This window comes from Neotamlana sedimentorum (assembly GCF_000943565.1).
Classification (GTDB): Bacteria; Bacteroidota; Bacteroidia; order Flavobacteriales; family Flavobacteriaceae; genus Neotamlana; species Neotamlana sedimentorum.
The window spans coordinates 179358-193176 of the sequence record NZ_JTDW01000005.1; the positions used below are offsets into that span (position 1 = coordinate 179358).

The 13819-nt window shown below is 33.4% G+C and carries 13 protein-coding genes; 8 read left to right on the plus strand and 5 right to left on the minus strand.

What is annotated here, in order from left to right:
- Window position 1 precedes the first annotated feature (1 nt).
- Entirely contained in the window at window positions 2–952 is a 951-nt protein-coding gene (locus tag PW52_RS07975; RefSeq protein ID WP_044632407.1) for a DUF2589 domain-containing protein, read from the minus strand.
- Window positions 953–1172: 220 nt separating this feature from the next.
- The gene (locus tag PW52_RS07980) at window positions 1173–1583 is read right to left on the minus strand and encodes a DUF4293 domain-containing protein (protein ID WP_044632408.1); all 411 of its coding nucleotides are present in this window, start codon (window positions 1581–1583) and stop codon (window positions 1173–1175) included.
- Window positions 1584–1766: 183 nt separating this feature from the next.
- On the opposite strand from PW52_RS07980, the gene rho reads away from it, so the two are divergent.
- Window positions 1767–3419 carry a transcription termination factor Rho gene (gene rho, locus PW52_RS07985; protein WP_044632409.1) on the plus strand — a complete coding sequence of 551 codons (1653 nt, stop codon included), beginning with the start codon at window positions 1767–1769 and terminating at the stop codon, window positions 3417–3419.
- A 147-nt stretch (window positions 3420–3566) separates the two neighbouring features.
- On the opposite strand, the gene lpdA is transcribed toward rho, so the two are convergent.
- The gene (gene lpdA / locus PW52_RS07990; RefSeq protein WP_044632410.1) at window positions 3567–4967 is read right to left on the minus strand and encodes a dihydrolipoyl dehydrogenase; all 1401 of its coding nucleotides are present in this window, start codon (window positions 4965–4967) and stop codon (window positions 3567–3569) included.
- A 126-nt stretch (window positions 4968–5093) separates the two neighbouring features.
- On the minus strand, window positions 5094–6677 hold the full coding sequence (locus tag PW52_RS07995; protein WP_044632411.1) for a S41 family peptidase: 1584 nt from the start codon (window positions 6675–6677) through the stop codon (window positions 5094–5096).
- 85 nt (window positions 6678–6762) lie between these two features.
- Here PW52_RS07995 and smpB point away from each other — a divergent pair, with 85 nt between their 5' ends.
- From smpB to PW52_RS08015, 4 genes are all read left to right on the plus strand, one after another.
- Window positions 6763–7221, plus strand: coding sequence for an SsrA-binding protein SmpB (gene smpB, locus PW52_RS08000; RefSeq protein WP_044632412.1), 459 nt, complete (start codon window positions 6763–6765; stop codon window positions 7219–7221).
- Window positions 7222–7296: 75 nt separating this feature from the next.
- Complete coding sequence (locus tag PW52_RS08005) at window positions 7297–7848, plus strand: hypothetical protein (RefSeq protein ID WP_044632413.1); 552 nt, start codon at window positions 7297–7299, stop codon at window positions 7846–7848.
- 13 nt (window positions 7849–7861) lie between these two features.
- Window positions 7862–9694: a Xaa-Pro dipeptidyl-peptidase gene (locus tag PW52_RS08010; RefSeq protein ID WP_044632414.1), complete on the plus strand. Its 1833-nt coding sequence runs from the start codon at window positions 7862–7864 to the stop codon at window positions 9692–9694.
- A gap of 6 nt (window positions 9695–9700) precedes the next feature.
- A complete protein-coding gene (locus tag PW52_RS08015; RefSeq protein ID WP_044632415.1) occupies window positions 9701–10243 on the plus strand; it encodes a pyridoxamine 5'-phosphate oxidase family protein in 543 nt (180 codons plus the stop codon).
- 199 nt (window positions 10244–10442) lie between these two features.
- Here the strand turns inward: PW52_RS08015 and PW52_RS08020 are convergent, their stop codons facing one another.
- The gene (locus PW52_RS08020; RefSeq protein ID WP_044632416.1) at window positions 10443–11084 is read right to left on the minus strand and encodes a protein-L-isoaspartate(D-aspartate) O-methyltransferase; all 642 of its coding nucleotides are present in this window, start codon (window positions 11082–11084) and stop codon (window positions 10443–10445) included.
- A 160-nt stretch (window positions 11085–11244) separates the two neighbouring features.
- Here PW52_RS08020 and PW52_RS08025 point away from each other — a divergent pair, with 160 nt between their 5' ends.
- From PW52_RS08025 to PW52_RS08035, 3 genes are read left to right on the plus strand one after another with little or no spacing between them, the layout of a single operon-like run.
- Window positions 11245–12204 carry a Gfo/Idh/MocA family protein gene (locus PW52_RS08025; RefSeq protein WP_044632417.1) on the plus strand — a complete coding sequence of 320 codons (960 nt, stop codon included), beginning with the start codon at window positions 11245–11247 and terminating at the stop codon, window positions 12202–12204.
- A gap of 3 nt (window positions 12205–12207) precedes the next feature.
- Window positions 12208–13095 carry a 3-hydroxyacyl-CoA dehydrogenase family protein gene (locus tag PW52_RS08030; protein ID WP_044632418.1) on the plus strand — a complete coding sequence of 296 codons (888 nt, stop codon included), beginning with the start codon at window positions 12208–12210 and terminating at the stop codon, window positions 13093–13095.
- Entirely contained in the window at window positions 13095–13763 is a 669-nt protein-coding gene (locus PW52_RS08035) for a YggS family pyridoxal phosphate-dependent enzyme (RefSeq protein WP_044632419.1), read from the plus strand. The genes PW52_RS08030 and PW52_RS08035 overlap by 1 nt, the downstream gene beginning before the upstream one ends.
- Window positions 13764–13819 lie beyond the last annotated feature (56 nt).

Below are 13819 nucleotides of genomic sequence, written 5' to 3' on the forward strand. Positions count from 1 at the left end.
ATTATTGATTTGCTGGTAAGCCAACAATAGATTCTTCAAGAATATTTAAAATCTTTTCCATACCTCCTGGCATTTCATCTTGACTTGCTTTTACATTCACACCTAACTGATAGGTTTTTTCTACTTTACTACCAGCACGCGATGTTCTTTTATAAGAAGCATTTACTTTAAAACTAACTGAGTTAGTAAAACTAGTTGATGCACTACCTTTAGCAAATAAGGAGGTTAAACCACTTGTACCAGCAGAAACACTACCTTTTACGGTATTTTTCATTGCAAAGCTACTGGAAGCATTAAATTCTGAAGCAACATTCCGATACTCCATCGAGTTAATTTTTGCATTAAAATCGATAGTAGCCTCGTCAATACGAATAAATGGAATGGGAACCATAGTTAATAAAGGCACTTCAAGTTTCATTTCTTCATATACGGCTGGCACAGCATCTTCGTCTCTAGTGCTTAATGTACCCTCTACCGTTTCGACCGCCGATGGGTCTGCATTACTATTATAAGTTATTGAAATTGTATCATCATCTGAATAGCCTTCACCTCCACTTTGTAACGATAAATCTATTCCATTATCTCCATTTACAGAGGCTACAACATTACCTCCGGTGCCAGACGATGTAGTAATTACTACACTAACTATTGAATCGGCATCATTTACATTTCCTCCTAAGGTAACTGTATCAATAATACCATTTTTTGCAGGTATGTACGGGGCTACCTGTTTTGGATATTTAAATTGAACATAAACCGGCCCACCAGGAGTAATTTCCCCTGTTGTTGGGTCTTCTGAATCTTGTTCGAAACCGATACTTTTAATAAAACCTACGGTTGAAAGTGCCGCTTGAGCTTGCGCTTCGACAACTGCTGTTAACGGACCACCAATCATAGATCGGAAATCGATTGAAGATAATTCTTGTCCTGGATTATAGTTTGAAACTGCCATAATAAATTTAGTTTAATACCTACTCGTTTAAATACAGGCTTTTCGGTTATCGCCTTATTATGAAAAAATCTTAGGAAGAAGTGAATACAAAAATCATATAAAAACAATTTCATTTCAAGAGGGAAAACACCCATTTTTTTAAAAGAAAATACCTAAAAATAAAAAGCCCGAAGTAAAAACTTCGGGCTTTTTTCGCACTAATACTACTAAGATGTTAGGTTTATCGTAATCGATCTACAGATTTTACAAGATCTTCATCCTTTTTAATGGCCTTATTGGCTAAGGCTAAAAACACGATAGAAATAACAGGAAGAAGCATCCCAATACCTTTCTCAGAAACCGCCGTCTCTCCAGATAAGTTTAGTGATTGATACACGAAAAATCCTAGTAAAATAAAGTTTAATATGATGTTAAGTCGTCCCAACATAAATTGAGACTTCCTATTTTTATACATAAATATTGAAATAATTGATAATAAGGCAGAGCCTAAAAACAAGCCTAAATACAATACTTCATCTTTGGCAAATATAACAATATCATTTTGTGTAACCCACAAATTAAAAACAAATATTAAGCCTGCCGAAACCAATGCGGCACATAATAGATAAATTGTTTGAATGCGTTGTAACATGTATTTTTTTTAATCTTGACCGCAAAAATAGCAGAAATAATATTAAAAATTAAAATAATGTTGTATAATTGCAGTAATAATTCACAACAACCGTAAAAACAAACGGTTAATTCTTCAGAAGAAATAATAATTCATTCTACAGAATAACAAATTCTTATAAAATACATATTCACTTATATATCAATGTTTGAAATTTCACAATTAAAAGAAAAAAAACTTACTGAGTTACAAGAAATAGCAAAAAAACTAAGTATCCCAAAGTATCGTGCTTTAAAAAAATTAGATTTAGTATATCAAATTCTAGACCAACAAGCAGCCGATCCTAAAGCTGTTAAAGAAGCCGTAATTACACCAACAGAAACAACGGCAACCGAAACTACGGTAACTGAAACTCCGGTAACAAAGGAAAAACCTACCCCAGAAACAAAAAAAACAAGACAGCGCATACAAAAACCGGCAAAAAGTACGCCTCAAAAGAAAACTGAGGATAAAAGCCATGCGCCACAAAAAAATAATGCTGACAAGCCTGCTCCTGCTGATAAAAAACAAAACAATCAGAACGACAATAACCAAAATCAGCAAAAATCAAATCAAAGAAACAACAACAATAACAACCATCAACAAAATAAAAATCAACATAAAAACCATAAAAACAATGGTAACCATGTTGATAAAGGGAATAAAGATAACCGAAACCGTTATCGCGAACCTGATTTTGAGTTTGACGCTATTATTGAGAGCGAAGGTGTTTTAGATATTATGCAAGATGGTTACGGGTTTTTACGATCATCGGATTATAATTATCTGTCATCACCTGATGATATTTATGTGTCTCAATCTCAAATTAGATTATTTGGACTTAAGAAAGGTGATACTGTTTTAGGAAATGTACGCCCACCAAAAGAAGGCGAAAAATACTTTCCGCTAATTAAGGTGAATCTTATAAACGGACAAAAACCAGAAGTAGTTCGTGATCGTGTATCGTTCGAACATTTAACACCACTTTTTCCAAAAGAAAAATTTAATATTGCCGAAAGACAAAGTACCATTTCTACACGAATTATGGATTTGTTTTCGCCAATAGGTAAAGGCCAACGTGGTATGATTGTATCACAGCCTAAAACGGGAAAAACAATGCTACTAAAGGATGTTGCGAATGCCATTGCTGCCAATCATCCTGAAGTTTATCAAATGATTTTACTTATTGATGAACGTCCAGAAGAAGTTACTGATATGCAACGAAATGTTCGTGGTGAAGTAATTGCTTCAACCTTTGATAAAGAAGCTCATGAACACGTAAAAATAGCCGATATTGTTTTAGAAAAAGCAAAACGTTTAGTAGAATGTGGACATGATGTTGTGATACTTCTAGATTCTATTACGCGTTTAGCAAGAGCTTATAACACTGTACAACCTGCATCTGGTAAAATTTTAAGTGGTGGTGTTGATGCTAACGCATTACACAGACCAAAACGCTTTTTTGGAGCAGCCAGAAATATTGAAAATGGTGGTTCTTTAACTATAATTGCTACTGCTTTAACCGAAACTGGTTCTAAAATGGATGAAGTTATTTTTGAAGAATTTAAAGGAACAGGTAACATGGAACTACAATTAGATAGAAAAATATCTAACCGTAGAATTTTCCCTGCTATCGACCTTACTTCTTCAAGTACACGTAGAGATGATATTTTATTAGATGATGTTACCGTACAACGTATGTGGGTAATGCGTAAATACCTAGCAGATATGAATCCTGTTGAAGCTATGGAATTTATTAACGACCGTTTTAAACAAACAAAAAACAACGAAGAATTTTTAATATCTATGAACGGATAATTTAAATTCTTTTCTTTAAAATAAAAAAAAGCAAACTCTTGGAGTTTGCTTTTTTTATTCACGAAATACACTTTATTATAGTTTTAAAGCATAAAAAAAGCGAACCTAAAATGGTTCGCTTTTTAAATTTATATAATTTACCGTTGTTTAAACGTGTAATGCTCTGTCATCTGTTGCAGCAAGAGCTGCTTCTTTTATAGCTTCAGTAAATGTTGGGTGTGCATGCGACATACGCGATACATCTTCTGCACTTGCACGATATTCCATAGCTACAACGGCTTCGGCAATCATATCTGCAGCGCGAGCTCCAACCATGTGCACACCTAAAATTTCATCAGTAGTTTTATCTGCTAAAACTTTTACAAATCCGTCAATATCCATACTTGCTCTACTCCTTCCTAAAGCACGCATTGGGAACTGTCCTATTTTGTATTCAATACCAGCTTCTTTAAGTTGCTCTTCTGTTTTACCAACAGCTGCAACTTCTGGCCATGTGTAAACCACACCTGGAATTAAATTGTAATCGATATGCGGCTTTTGTCCTGCTAAAGTTTCAGCAACAAAAACACCTTCTTCTTCGGCTTTGTGAGCTAACATGGCGCCTTTTACCACATCGCCAATAGCATAAATATTAGAAGCACTAGTTTGTAAATGGTCGTTAACTTCAACACGGCCTCTTTCGTCTATTTTAACTCCAGCAGCTTCAGCATTTAAACCATCGGTATAAGGACGACGCCCAACAGACACTAAACAATAGTCTCCTTTAAACTCTACCTCTTCACCTTTTTTATTATCTGCTTTTACAATAACCTCATCGCCTACACGCTCTACAGATTTTACTTTGTGTGAAGCATTTATTTTAAATTTCTGTTTCTTTAAAACTTTATTTAATTCTTTAGAAACACCAGCATCCATAGTTGGAACAATTCTGTCAGCATATTCAATAACCGAAACTTCTGCACCTAAACGTTTGTACACTTGACCTAGCTCTAAACCAATAACACCACCACCTATAACTATTAAGTGTTTAGGTATTTCTTTTAGTTTTAAAGCTTCAGTTGAAGTAATAACGCGTTCTTTATCTAACTCAATAAACGGTAAGTTAGCAGGTTTACTACCTGTTGCAATAATGGTATTTTTTGCTTCAATTTCGGTAGTGTCTTCTCCAGAAATAGTTATATGTGTCGCATCTTTAAAGCTTCCTAAACCTTGATAAACATCAATATTATTCTTCTTCATTAAATAATCGATTCCTCCTGTAGTTTGATCGACAACAGATTGTTTACGAGCAATCATTTTTTCAAGATTTACCTTTATCTCTCCTGGAATGTCAATACCATGTTCTTCAAAATGCTTAATAGCATCTTCGTAATGGTGCGACGAATCTAAAAGTGCTTTACTTGGTATACATCCTACATTTAAACAAGTTCCGCCAAGTGTTGCGTATTTTTCTATAATGGCTGTTTTCATGCCTAATTGTGCGCAACGAATAGCTGCCACATATCCTCCAGGTCCAGAGCCTATTACGGCTACATCGTATGAATTCATAAACTAATGTTTGTATTAAAATAAAATTGGTTAACCAAAAATACAAATGTTTTGTGGTAGCACAATGGGAAAATTGCTTTTAAAACAGATTTATATTTTTTGTGAAGTATTTAAAATAATTGATTTCTAGGATGCTATTTTATTTAACACCCATTCTAACTCTGGGTCTTTATCTAATTTTCTATCGTTTTTAGTAGGAATAATTTGTACATCGGGTTTAATTCCAAAGCCATCCGGTTGCTGTTTTTGTGGTGCTTCAATTTGCATCATACCAATTCTTATTTTTAGTTTGCTAGTTGGTAATTGATACACTTTATAAATACCAGCAACACAGCCGTTATAAGCTCCTCCTGTTTCTTCGCCTACAAATATGGCTCGATTATTAGCTTTTAAATGTGTAGAAATTAATGAAGACGCCGAAAACGAGTTTCCGTTTATTAAAACATAAATATTACCTGTAAAATGCAATGCTTTAGGTGATTTGGTTTTGGTATATTTTTTAAACTTGTAGTATATTTTTCCGTCGTTTTTATATGTGTTTAAAAAATTATGGGTGACTATAAATGGAGACAAAATACCAGACACTACTTTGGCCGTGTTTGGCATAGTGTTACTCATTAAAACTTTAAAAAAAGGTACACGGCTATTGACTTCGCTAGGGTTTAAAAATTGATAATCGGTTAATGTTAAGTAACTGTATAAATAATCTATTTCTGAAATTCGACCACCACCGTTGTCGCGAAGATCTATCACCAAATTTTGTGTTTTTAAAGAATCTAAGGTTTTAAAAACTTCTTTGTAAAACTTTTTATAATTACCGTTTGTAAAGCTTCTTATTTTAACATAAGCCACCGTGCTATCAACTCCTTTAAATTCAAAATTTCTGGTATAAGTTTTACTTTTGGTTATAAACCCATGTTTTTTATTGTACTTTTTTCTTTTTCTTTTAGCAATTCGTTTGGTCTGTTTCTCAGTCTTGGTTAATTTTAATGGTTTTTCTTTTTTAGTTGAAATGCTATCGTTCAATTCTTTATTTTCTTCTTTTTTTATGCGTTTAAATTTCTTTACTAAGAGCGAATCATTTTGCTTTAAAGTCACGCTTAAACTATCTAAAAAACCTTTATCTCTGGTGTAAAATACCGAAAAGCCTTTGGCAACATATCGATTATGTAGTGTGGTGTTGAAACCATCGGACGCAAATCGAGTTTTATAAGTTTCAATTAGGTTAGAAACCGAATCGTCTTCAATTTTAATTATTTCGCTTCCTATAATTGTTGAATCATTTCCATAATTATTTTTAACCCAAAGTTTATCATCTAAAAATTCAAAGTCTAAATTGTAAAAGTCTAGTTTTTGCTTTTTCAATTTTTTCATCTCTTTTTTAGTGAAACGTTTTACCGTATAACCAGTAGAAACATGCCCTTGTTTTACATAGCTAACCACTGGAGCTATTTTTTTATAGAATGCTCTTGTACTTAAAGGCTTATTTATTGTTTGTTTTAAACTATCGAACTTATTATTTAAATCGTTTTCTGTTGTATATTGATATAATTTTGGATGATGTTTTTTTAACTGATTATAAAGCTTATCTACATCTTCCTTTAAATGTTCTACACTGTGTAATTTGCTAACTTGTTCGTTATATTTTTTTACGCTGTTACACGAGGAAAAACAGAATGATATCAGAATTAAAATAAAAAAATGCTTCATATAGTATTAAAATAACCGGAATATGCGTTTAATTTGAAAGATACAACGTTTTACACCAAGTTAAATTTATGTAGTTTTGTGGTTTATGCAAAAGAAAATTAACATACTAAACCGAAAAGCTCGTTTTAATTACGAGATTTTAGATAAATATACTGCAGGAATTGTTCTTTCGGGAACCGAAATAAAGTCGATTCGCAGCGGTAAAGCATCTATTGCCGAAAGTTTTTGTGAATTTAATGAGCAAAGCGAACTTTTTGTAATAAATATGACTATTGAAGAATATTTATACGGCACCTATTATAACCATAAACCTAAAGCACAGCGCAAGCTTCTTTTAAATAAACACGAGCTAAAAAAGCTTTTAAAAGAAGTACAAAACACCGGATTAACCATTATTCCATTACGCTTGTTTATTAACGATAAAGGCTTAGCTAAACTAGAAATAGCTCTTGCTAAGGGTAAAAAACTATACGATAAACGTGAAACAATGAAAGACCGAGATAACAAAAGAAACTTAGATCGTATTAAAAAAACATACAAATAATATTTTTAAGATATCCTTAACATGTTAGGCTCTTTTAAACTATTAATTTGTAGCACATAATACATTAATATTTTTATGAAAAAAATTATTTTCATCCTTTTTATCGGGTTATCATTTCATTCTGCAATTTGCCAAGAGAAAAAAGAACAATCAGAAAAAAAAGACGACAAGTCTTTAAATTATCCTGAAAAAGTTAGAACTCTAGATACTACAGTAAAAAGTTTATACAGAGTTATTTCTGGAGAAAAGGGAGAAGAACGCGACTGGAAATTATTTAAGTACCTATTTACTAGCGATGCTAAACTAATACTTACTCTAAAAGATAAAGACGGAAAACTTTACCCAAAATACATGTCTCCGTCTGATTATATTAAATCTTCTGGAGATTGGATTGTAAAAAACGGATTTATAGAACGTGAAATACATCGTGAAGTACATATTTTTGGTAATATGGCACAAGTTTTTAGTACCTACGAATGTTATGAAAGTATTAATGATGAGAAACCTTTTATGCGAGGCATAAACAGCATTCAATTATTTAATAACGAAGAACGCTGGTATATAGTTAATTTACAATGGACTCAAGAAAACGCCAAGTATCAAATACCAAGAAAATACTTAAGATAAAAAACATAGCATCATGAAAATTAATAAAAATAGTTTTTGCAAAACCTTATTTATTATTGCTTTTAGTTTTACAACAACAATAAACGCACAAGAAACAAAAACAGCAAAACCTATTTTTATTGATGGTGAAGCACAAATTATTGAAGCTTTTAACCATCCTGAAAAATGGATTAGACATGATTTATTTGTCGAAACTACCTTTGATTCTGATAAAGATGGAAAGCTAGACCGCGTACATGTAGATGTTACAAGACCTTACCAAACAGAAACCCAAAATTTAAAACTTCCTGTAATTTACGAATCAAGCCCTTATTATGCTGGTGTTGCGCCTGATGTCGATGGTGTTTTTTGGAATGTAAACCACGAATTAGGTGAAATGGCCGAAGAGCGTGTTCATCCACCTGTAACTCGCCGTGGTAAGCGTCCAATTATCTCTAATTCTCAAGTTAAAACTTGGGTACCTCGAGGTTACATTGTAGTGCATTCTTCTTCTCCAGGAACTGGTTTCTCGCAAGGTTCTCCAACCGTTGGCGGTAAAAACGAATCTTTAGCGCCAAAAGCAGTAATAGATTGGTTAAATGGAAGAGCTAAAGGTTTTACAGAACCCGAAGGCGGTGAAGAAGTTAAAGCTTTTTGGAGTACCGGAAAAGTTGGCATGACGGGTACATCATACAACGGTACTATTCCCTTGGCCGCTGCATCCACTGGTGTTGATGGTTTAAAAGTTATTATTCCTGTAGCGCCTAACACATCATATTATCATTATTACAGATCTAACGGATTAGTTCGATCTCCAGGTGGTTATTTAGGTGAAGACATAGATGTATTATACGATTACATTCATAGTGGAGACGAAAGTAAACGAGCTAGCAACAATGCCAGAGTTCGAGATATTGAAATGAAAAACGGAATGGATAGAGTTACTGGCGATTATAACGTTTTTTGGGCTGGTAGAGATTATTTAAACCAAATGGATAATATGAAAGCCGCTTTACTCATGTCTCATGGTTTTAACGATTGGAATGTTATGCCAGAACACAGCTATAGAATATATAAAAAAGCCAAAGATATGGGCTTAGAAACTGCTATTTATTATCACCAATTTGGTCATGGTGGTCCTCCACCTGTTGCTATGATGAATAAATGGTTTACACATTATTTACATGGTATAGATAACGACATAGAAAAAGATTCTAATAAAGCCTATATAGTTCGCGAAGGTGAATCACGAAGTAACCCTACAGCGTACAAAGATTATCCAAACCAAGAAGCCAAACCTGTTACATTGTACTTAACAAAAGGAGCGCCTGAATTTGGCGGACTAACACTTGAGCCTCAAAAAAAACAAGGCAAAGAAACCTTAACCGACAATTACACCATTAATGGGGAAACTTTAGCTCAAGCTACAACATCAAACAATCGTTTATTATATGTTACACCAACCTTAACTAAAGATGTACATATTTCTGGACTTGCGCAAGTAACGGTAACCTTAGCAAGCAGTAAACCTGCGGCAAATTTATCAGTATGGTTAGTTTCACTTCCGTGGAATAATAACGAAGGAACTATTATAACAGATAATATCATAACACGCGGTTGGGCAGATCCCCAAAACTACAAATCTATTACAGAAAGTGAACCTTTAAAACCAGGTAAATTTTATAAAGTTACTTTTAATCTTCAACCAGACGATCAAGTTATAAAAGCCGGACAACAAATTGGTTTAATGATATTTTCAAGTGATAAAGATTTTACATTACACCCAAAACCAGGCACAGAATTAACTGTAGATTTAAATAAAACTTCAATAACTTTACCTATAGTTAACGGACTAAGTAAATTTTAAAATATCATGGGAAAGCAACTACCAGAAATTACTCCAAAACTTCAAAAATTTATTGAAGCCCAAAAAATATTTTTTGTAGGTACAGCAGCTACCGAAGGCCGTGTAAATGTTTCACCAAAAGGACACGACACACTTCGTGTTATATCTCCAAACAAGGTTATTTGGTTAAACCTTACAGGAAGTGGTAATGAAACCGCAGCACATCTTTTAAAAAACGATCGCATGACTATTATGTTTTGTGCTTTTGAAGGTAAACCCCTTATTTTAAGACTTTACGGGCATGCAAAAATATATCATGAGCGTGATGAAACATTTCAAAAACATATTGATTTATTTGATAAAAATGTAGGCTCTAGGCAAATTATAGAGTTAGATATAGAAATGGTTCAAACCTCATGTGGTTTTTCTATTCCTTTTATGGATTTTAAAGAAGAACGTGGGCAACTAAACTCGTGGTCTGAAAAACAAGGAAAAGAACGCATTGAAGCATACTGGGAAGAAAAAAACTCAAAAAGTATTGATGGATTTGAAACAGGGATTTTAGAGTAATTTCAAGATGCTGAAACTGTGGTATGCATTACAAAAAGTTTCTCAAAAAGGCCTATAGCCCCTAAGTTTAATCGCATATTTTTTTGTGGTTCCGTCCTTTGTGAAAACATCTCTGACATAAAAAGAGATGCTGAAACTAGTTCAGCCTGACGTAACTAACAACTAACAACTAACAACTAACAACTAACAACTAACAAATTTAATTTTTATCCTCCAATAAAGGCACAAAACGAAATTCGCCAAACTCATGTTGCTCAAATTCTTTGGGTCCTTTTCTAATAAACATTGTCATAATTTGCACATCATCTCCCACAGGAATTACTAACCTACCTCCTATCTTTAGTTGTCCTAAAAGCGGTTTAGGCACAAAAGGTGCTCCGGCAGTTACAATTATACTATCAAAAGGGGCTTCTTCGGGCAAACCTTTGTAACCATCGCCAAAAATTAACTTTTTAGCACGATATCCTAGTTTAGGTAAAAATCTACTGGTTTTTTTAAACAACTCTTGCTGGCGCTCAATACTAAAAACACGAGCACCAAGTAAACATAATACCGCAGTTTGATAACCACTACCTGTACCAATTTCTAAAACTTTATGTCCTGGTTCAATTTGCAACAATTCACTTTGAAAAGCTACGGTATAAGGTTGCGAAATAGTTTGGTCTGCAGCAATAGGAAACGCTTTATCTTGGTATGCATGGTCTAAAAAACTAGAGTCAATAAACAAGTGGCGTGGTATTTTACCAATAGCCTGCAAAACTTTTTCGTTAGTAATGCCTTTGTTTTTTAACACATTAACAAGTTGTTGGCGTAAGCCTTGGTGTTTAAAAGTATCTTTCAATTTTTGGGTGGGTTTAGTTTGCTAAAATTAATTAAACATTTTAAAGCTAAAAACTATTTACAAAGATTTTATTTTTAGCATTTATAATCCATAAAAAATCAATTTAAATCCATAAATTCAACCTTTAATTATGTTATTTTTGTTTAAAACGTAAAAAATTATGCTAAACGCCGGAGTACTTGGTGCTGGTCACCTTGGAAAAATTCATTTAAGACTATTAAATCAATCTAATAAATATAATCTCGTTGGTTTTTACGATGCCGACGAAGAAAACGGAAAAAAAGTAGAGGCAGAATTTGGTTATAAATTCTTCCCAACTATCGATGCCTTAATTGATGCTGTTGATATGGTTGATATTGTTACACCAACACTATCGCATTACGACTGTGCAAAACAAGCTATTGCTAAAGGCAAACACATTTTTATTGAAAAACCAATTACTAACACTGTTGAAGAAGCCGAACATATTCGTGAGTTACTTGCCGAAAACAAGTTACGAGGACAAGTAGGCCACGTTGAGCGATTTAACCCTGCATTTTTAGCTGTAAAAGACGATATAAACTCGCCAATGTTTATTGAAACGCACAGACTTGCAGAGTTTAACCCAAGAGGTACAGACGTTCCTGTGGTTTTAGATTTAATGATTCATGATATAGATATTGTTTTAAGCATTGTAAAATCTAAAGTTAAACATGTTTCGGCTAGTGGTGTTTCTGTTATTAGCGACACACCAGATATTGCAAATGCTCGTTTAGAATTCGAAAATGGCTGTGTTGCAAATTTAACTGCTAGTAGAATTTCGCTTAAAAAAATGCGTAAAGCACGATTTTTTCAAAAAGACGCCTACATCTCGGTCGATTTTTTAACCAAAAAATGTGAAGTGGTTAAAATGAAAGACGCTCCAGAAAACCCTGGTGATTTCGATATGATTTTACAAAATGCAGAAGGCGTTAAAAAACAAATATATTTCGATAATCCAGAAATAGCCGATAACAATGCCATTTTAGATGAGCTTGAAACCTTTGCCGATGCTATAAACAACAACACAACACCTGTAGTTACACTTCACGATGGCACAGAAGCGTTACGTGTTGCTAACCAAATTATAAACTGTTTTTAAAACATGAAAAACATTGCTGTAATTGGAGCGGGCACCATGGGAAATGGTATTGCGCATACTTTTGCGCAATGCGATTTTAAAGTACATTTAATTGATATTAATGATGCTGCTTTAAAATCGGGATTAAACACAATTTCAAAAAACCTAGATAGGCAATTAGCCAAGGATAAAATATCTGAAGCCGATAAAACTAAAACTTTATCTAATATTTCAAGTTTTACAAATATTGAAGAAGGTGTAAAACAAACCGATTTGGTTATAGAAGCGGCCACCGAAAATCTCGATTTAAAACTTGAAATTTTTAAACAACTTGATACTTTTTGTTCATCTGAAACTATTTTAGCTACAAATACCTCATCAATATCTATAACCCAAATCGCAGCTGTAACCAACAGAGCTCATCAGGTTATTGGAATGCATTTTATGAATCCAGTGCCCATAATGCCCTTGGTTGAAGTAATTCGCGGTTACAATACCAGCAATTCTGTTTGCCAAACCATAATGCATTTATCGAAAACTTTAGGTAAAACACCTGTTGAAGTTAACGATTACCCGGGTTTTGTTGCCAATCGTATTTTAATGCCCATGCTTAATGAAGCCATTGAAACACTTTATAACGGTGTTGCTGGCGTTACAGAAATAGATACTGTTATGAAACTAGGAATGGCGCACCCAATGGGACCATTGCAGTTAGCCGATTTTATTGGTTTAGACGTTTGTTTATCTATTTTAAACGTTATGTACTCTGGCTTTAAAAACCCAAAATGTGCACCCTGCCCTTTATTAGTTAATATGGTTAACGCAGGAAAACTGGGTGTAAAATCTGGCGAAGGTTTTTATGATTATTCCGAAGGAAAAAAAGCCGAAAAAATCTCAAAACAATTTAGTTAATGTCTATTACACAGAATTTAAATATCATTAAAAACACTTTACCCGAACATGTAACTTTAGTTGCTGTATCTAAAACAAAACCTGTAAGCGATATTATGGAAGCCTACAATGCCGGACAACGCATATTTGGTGAAAATAAAATTCAAGAAATGGCAGAAAAGTATGAGCAAATGCCAAAAGATATCGAGTGGCACATGATTGGGCATGTACAACGAAATAAAGTGAAATACATGGCCAGTTTTGTAAGTTTAATACACGGTGTAGATAATTTTAAATTACTTAACGAAATTAACAAGCAAGCACTTAAACACGATCGTATTATTAACTGTTTGCTTCAAATAAAAATTGCTGAAGAAGACAGCAAATTTGGAATGACGGCCGCCGAAGCATCAAACATACTACAATCGGAAACGTTTTCAGAATTAAAAAACATTAATATTGTTGGCCTTATGGGAATGGCAACATTTACCGATAATGAACAACAAATTGAAAACGAATTTAAATATCTTAAAACAACTTTTAACGAGTTAAAAAAACTAAATACTGAAAACTGCAAACTAAATACAATATCCATGGGCATGAGTGGCGACTACGAATTAGCTATAAAATGCGGCAGTAATATGGTTCGAGTTGGAAGTAGTATATTTGGTAGTAGAAATTATATTTAAGTCAACGAACAACTGTTAAGAAACCTAACAGCCAATAAATAACCATCAACTAAAAA

Excerpts from the sequence above, each read along its gene's own strand:
- PW52_RS07975 (WP_044632407.1), bottom strand. The coding sequence starts at position 952 with ATGGCAGTTTCAAACTATAATCCAGGACAAGAATTATCTTCAATCGAT.
- PW52_RS08030 (WP_044632418.1), top strand. The coding sequence starts at position 12,208 with ATGAAAAACATTGCTGTAATTGGAGCGGGCACCATGGGAAATGGTATT.
- smpB (WP_044632412.1), top strand. The coding sequence starts at position 6,763 with ATGCAAAAGAAAATTAACATACTAAACCGAAAAGCTCGTTTTAATTAC.
- PW52_RS08035 (WP_044632419.1), top strand. The coding sequence starts at position 13,095 with ATGTCTATTACACAGAATTTAAATATCATTAAAAACACTTTACCCGAA.
- lpdA (WP_044632410.1), bottom strand. The coding sequence starts at position 4,967 with ATGAATTCATACGATGTAGCCGTAATAGGCTCTGGACCTGGAGGATAT.
- PW52_RS07995 (WP_044632411.1), bottom strand. The coding sequence starts at position 6,677 with ATGAAGCATTTTTTTATTTTAATTCTGATATCATTCTGTTTTTCCTCG.
- PW52_RS07980 (WP_044632408.1), bottom strand. The coding sequence starts at position 1,583 with ATGTTACAACGCATTCAAACAATTTATCTATTATGTGCCGCATTGGTT.
- PW52_RS08015 (WP_044632415.1), top strand. The coding sequence starts at position 9,701 with ATGGGAAAGCAACTACCAGAAATTACTCCAAAACTTCAAAAATTTATT.
- PW52_RS08025 (WP_044632417.1), top strand. The coding sequence starts at position 11,245 with ATGCTAAACGCCGGAGTACTTGGTGCTGGTCACCTTGGAAAAATTCAT.
- PW52_RS08010 (WP_044632414.1), top strand. The coding sequence starts at position 7,862 with ATGAAAATTAATAAAAATAGTTTTTGCAAAACCTTATTTATTATTGCT.
- PW52_RS08005 (WP_044632413.1), top strand. The coding sequence starts at position 7,297 with ATGAAAAAAATTATTTTCATCCTTTTTATCGGGTTATCATTTCATTCT.
- rho (WP_044632409.1), top strand. The coding sequence starts at position 1,767 with ATGTTTGAAATTTCACAATTAAAAGAAAAAAAACTTACTGAGTTACAA.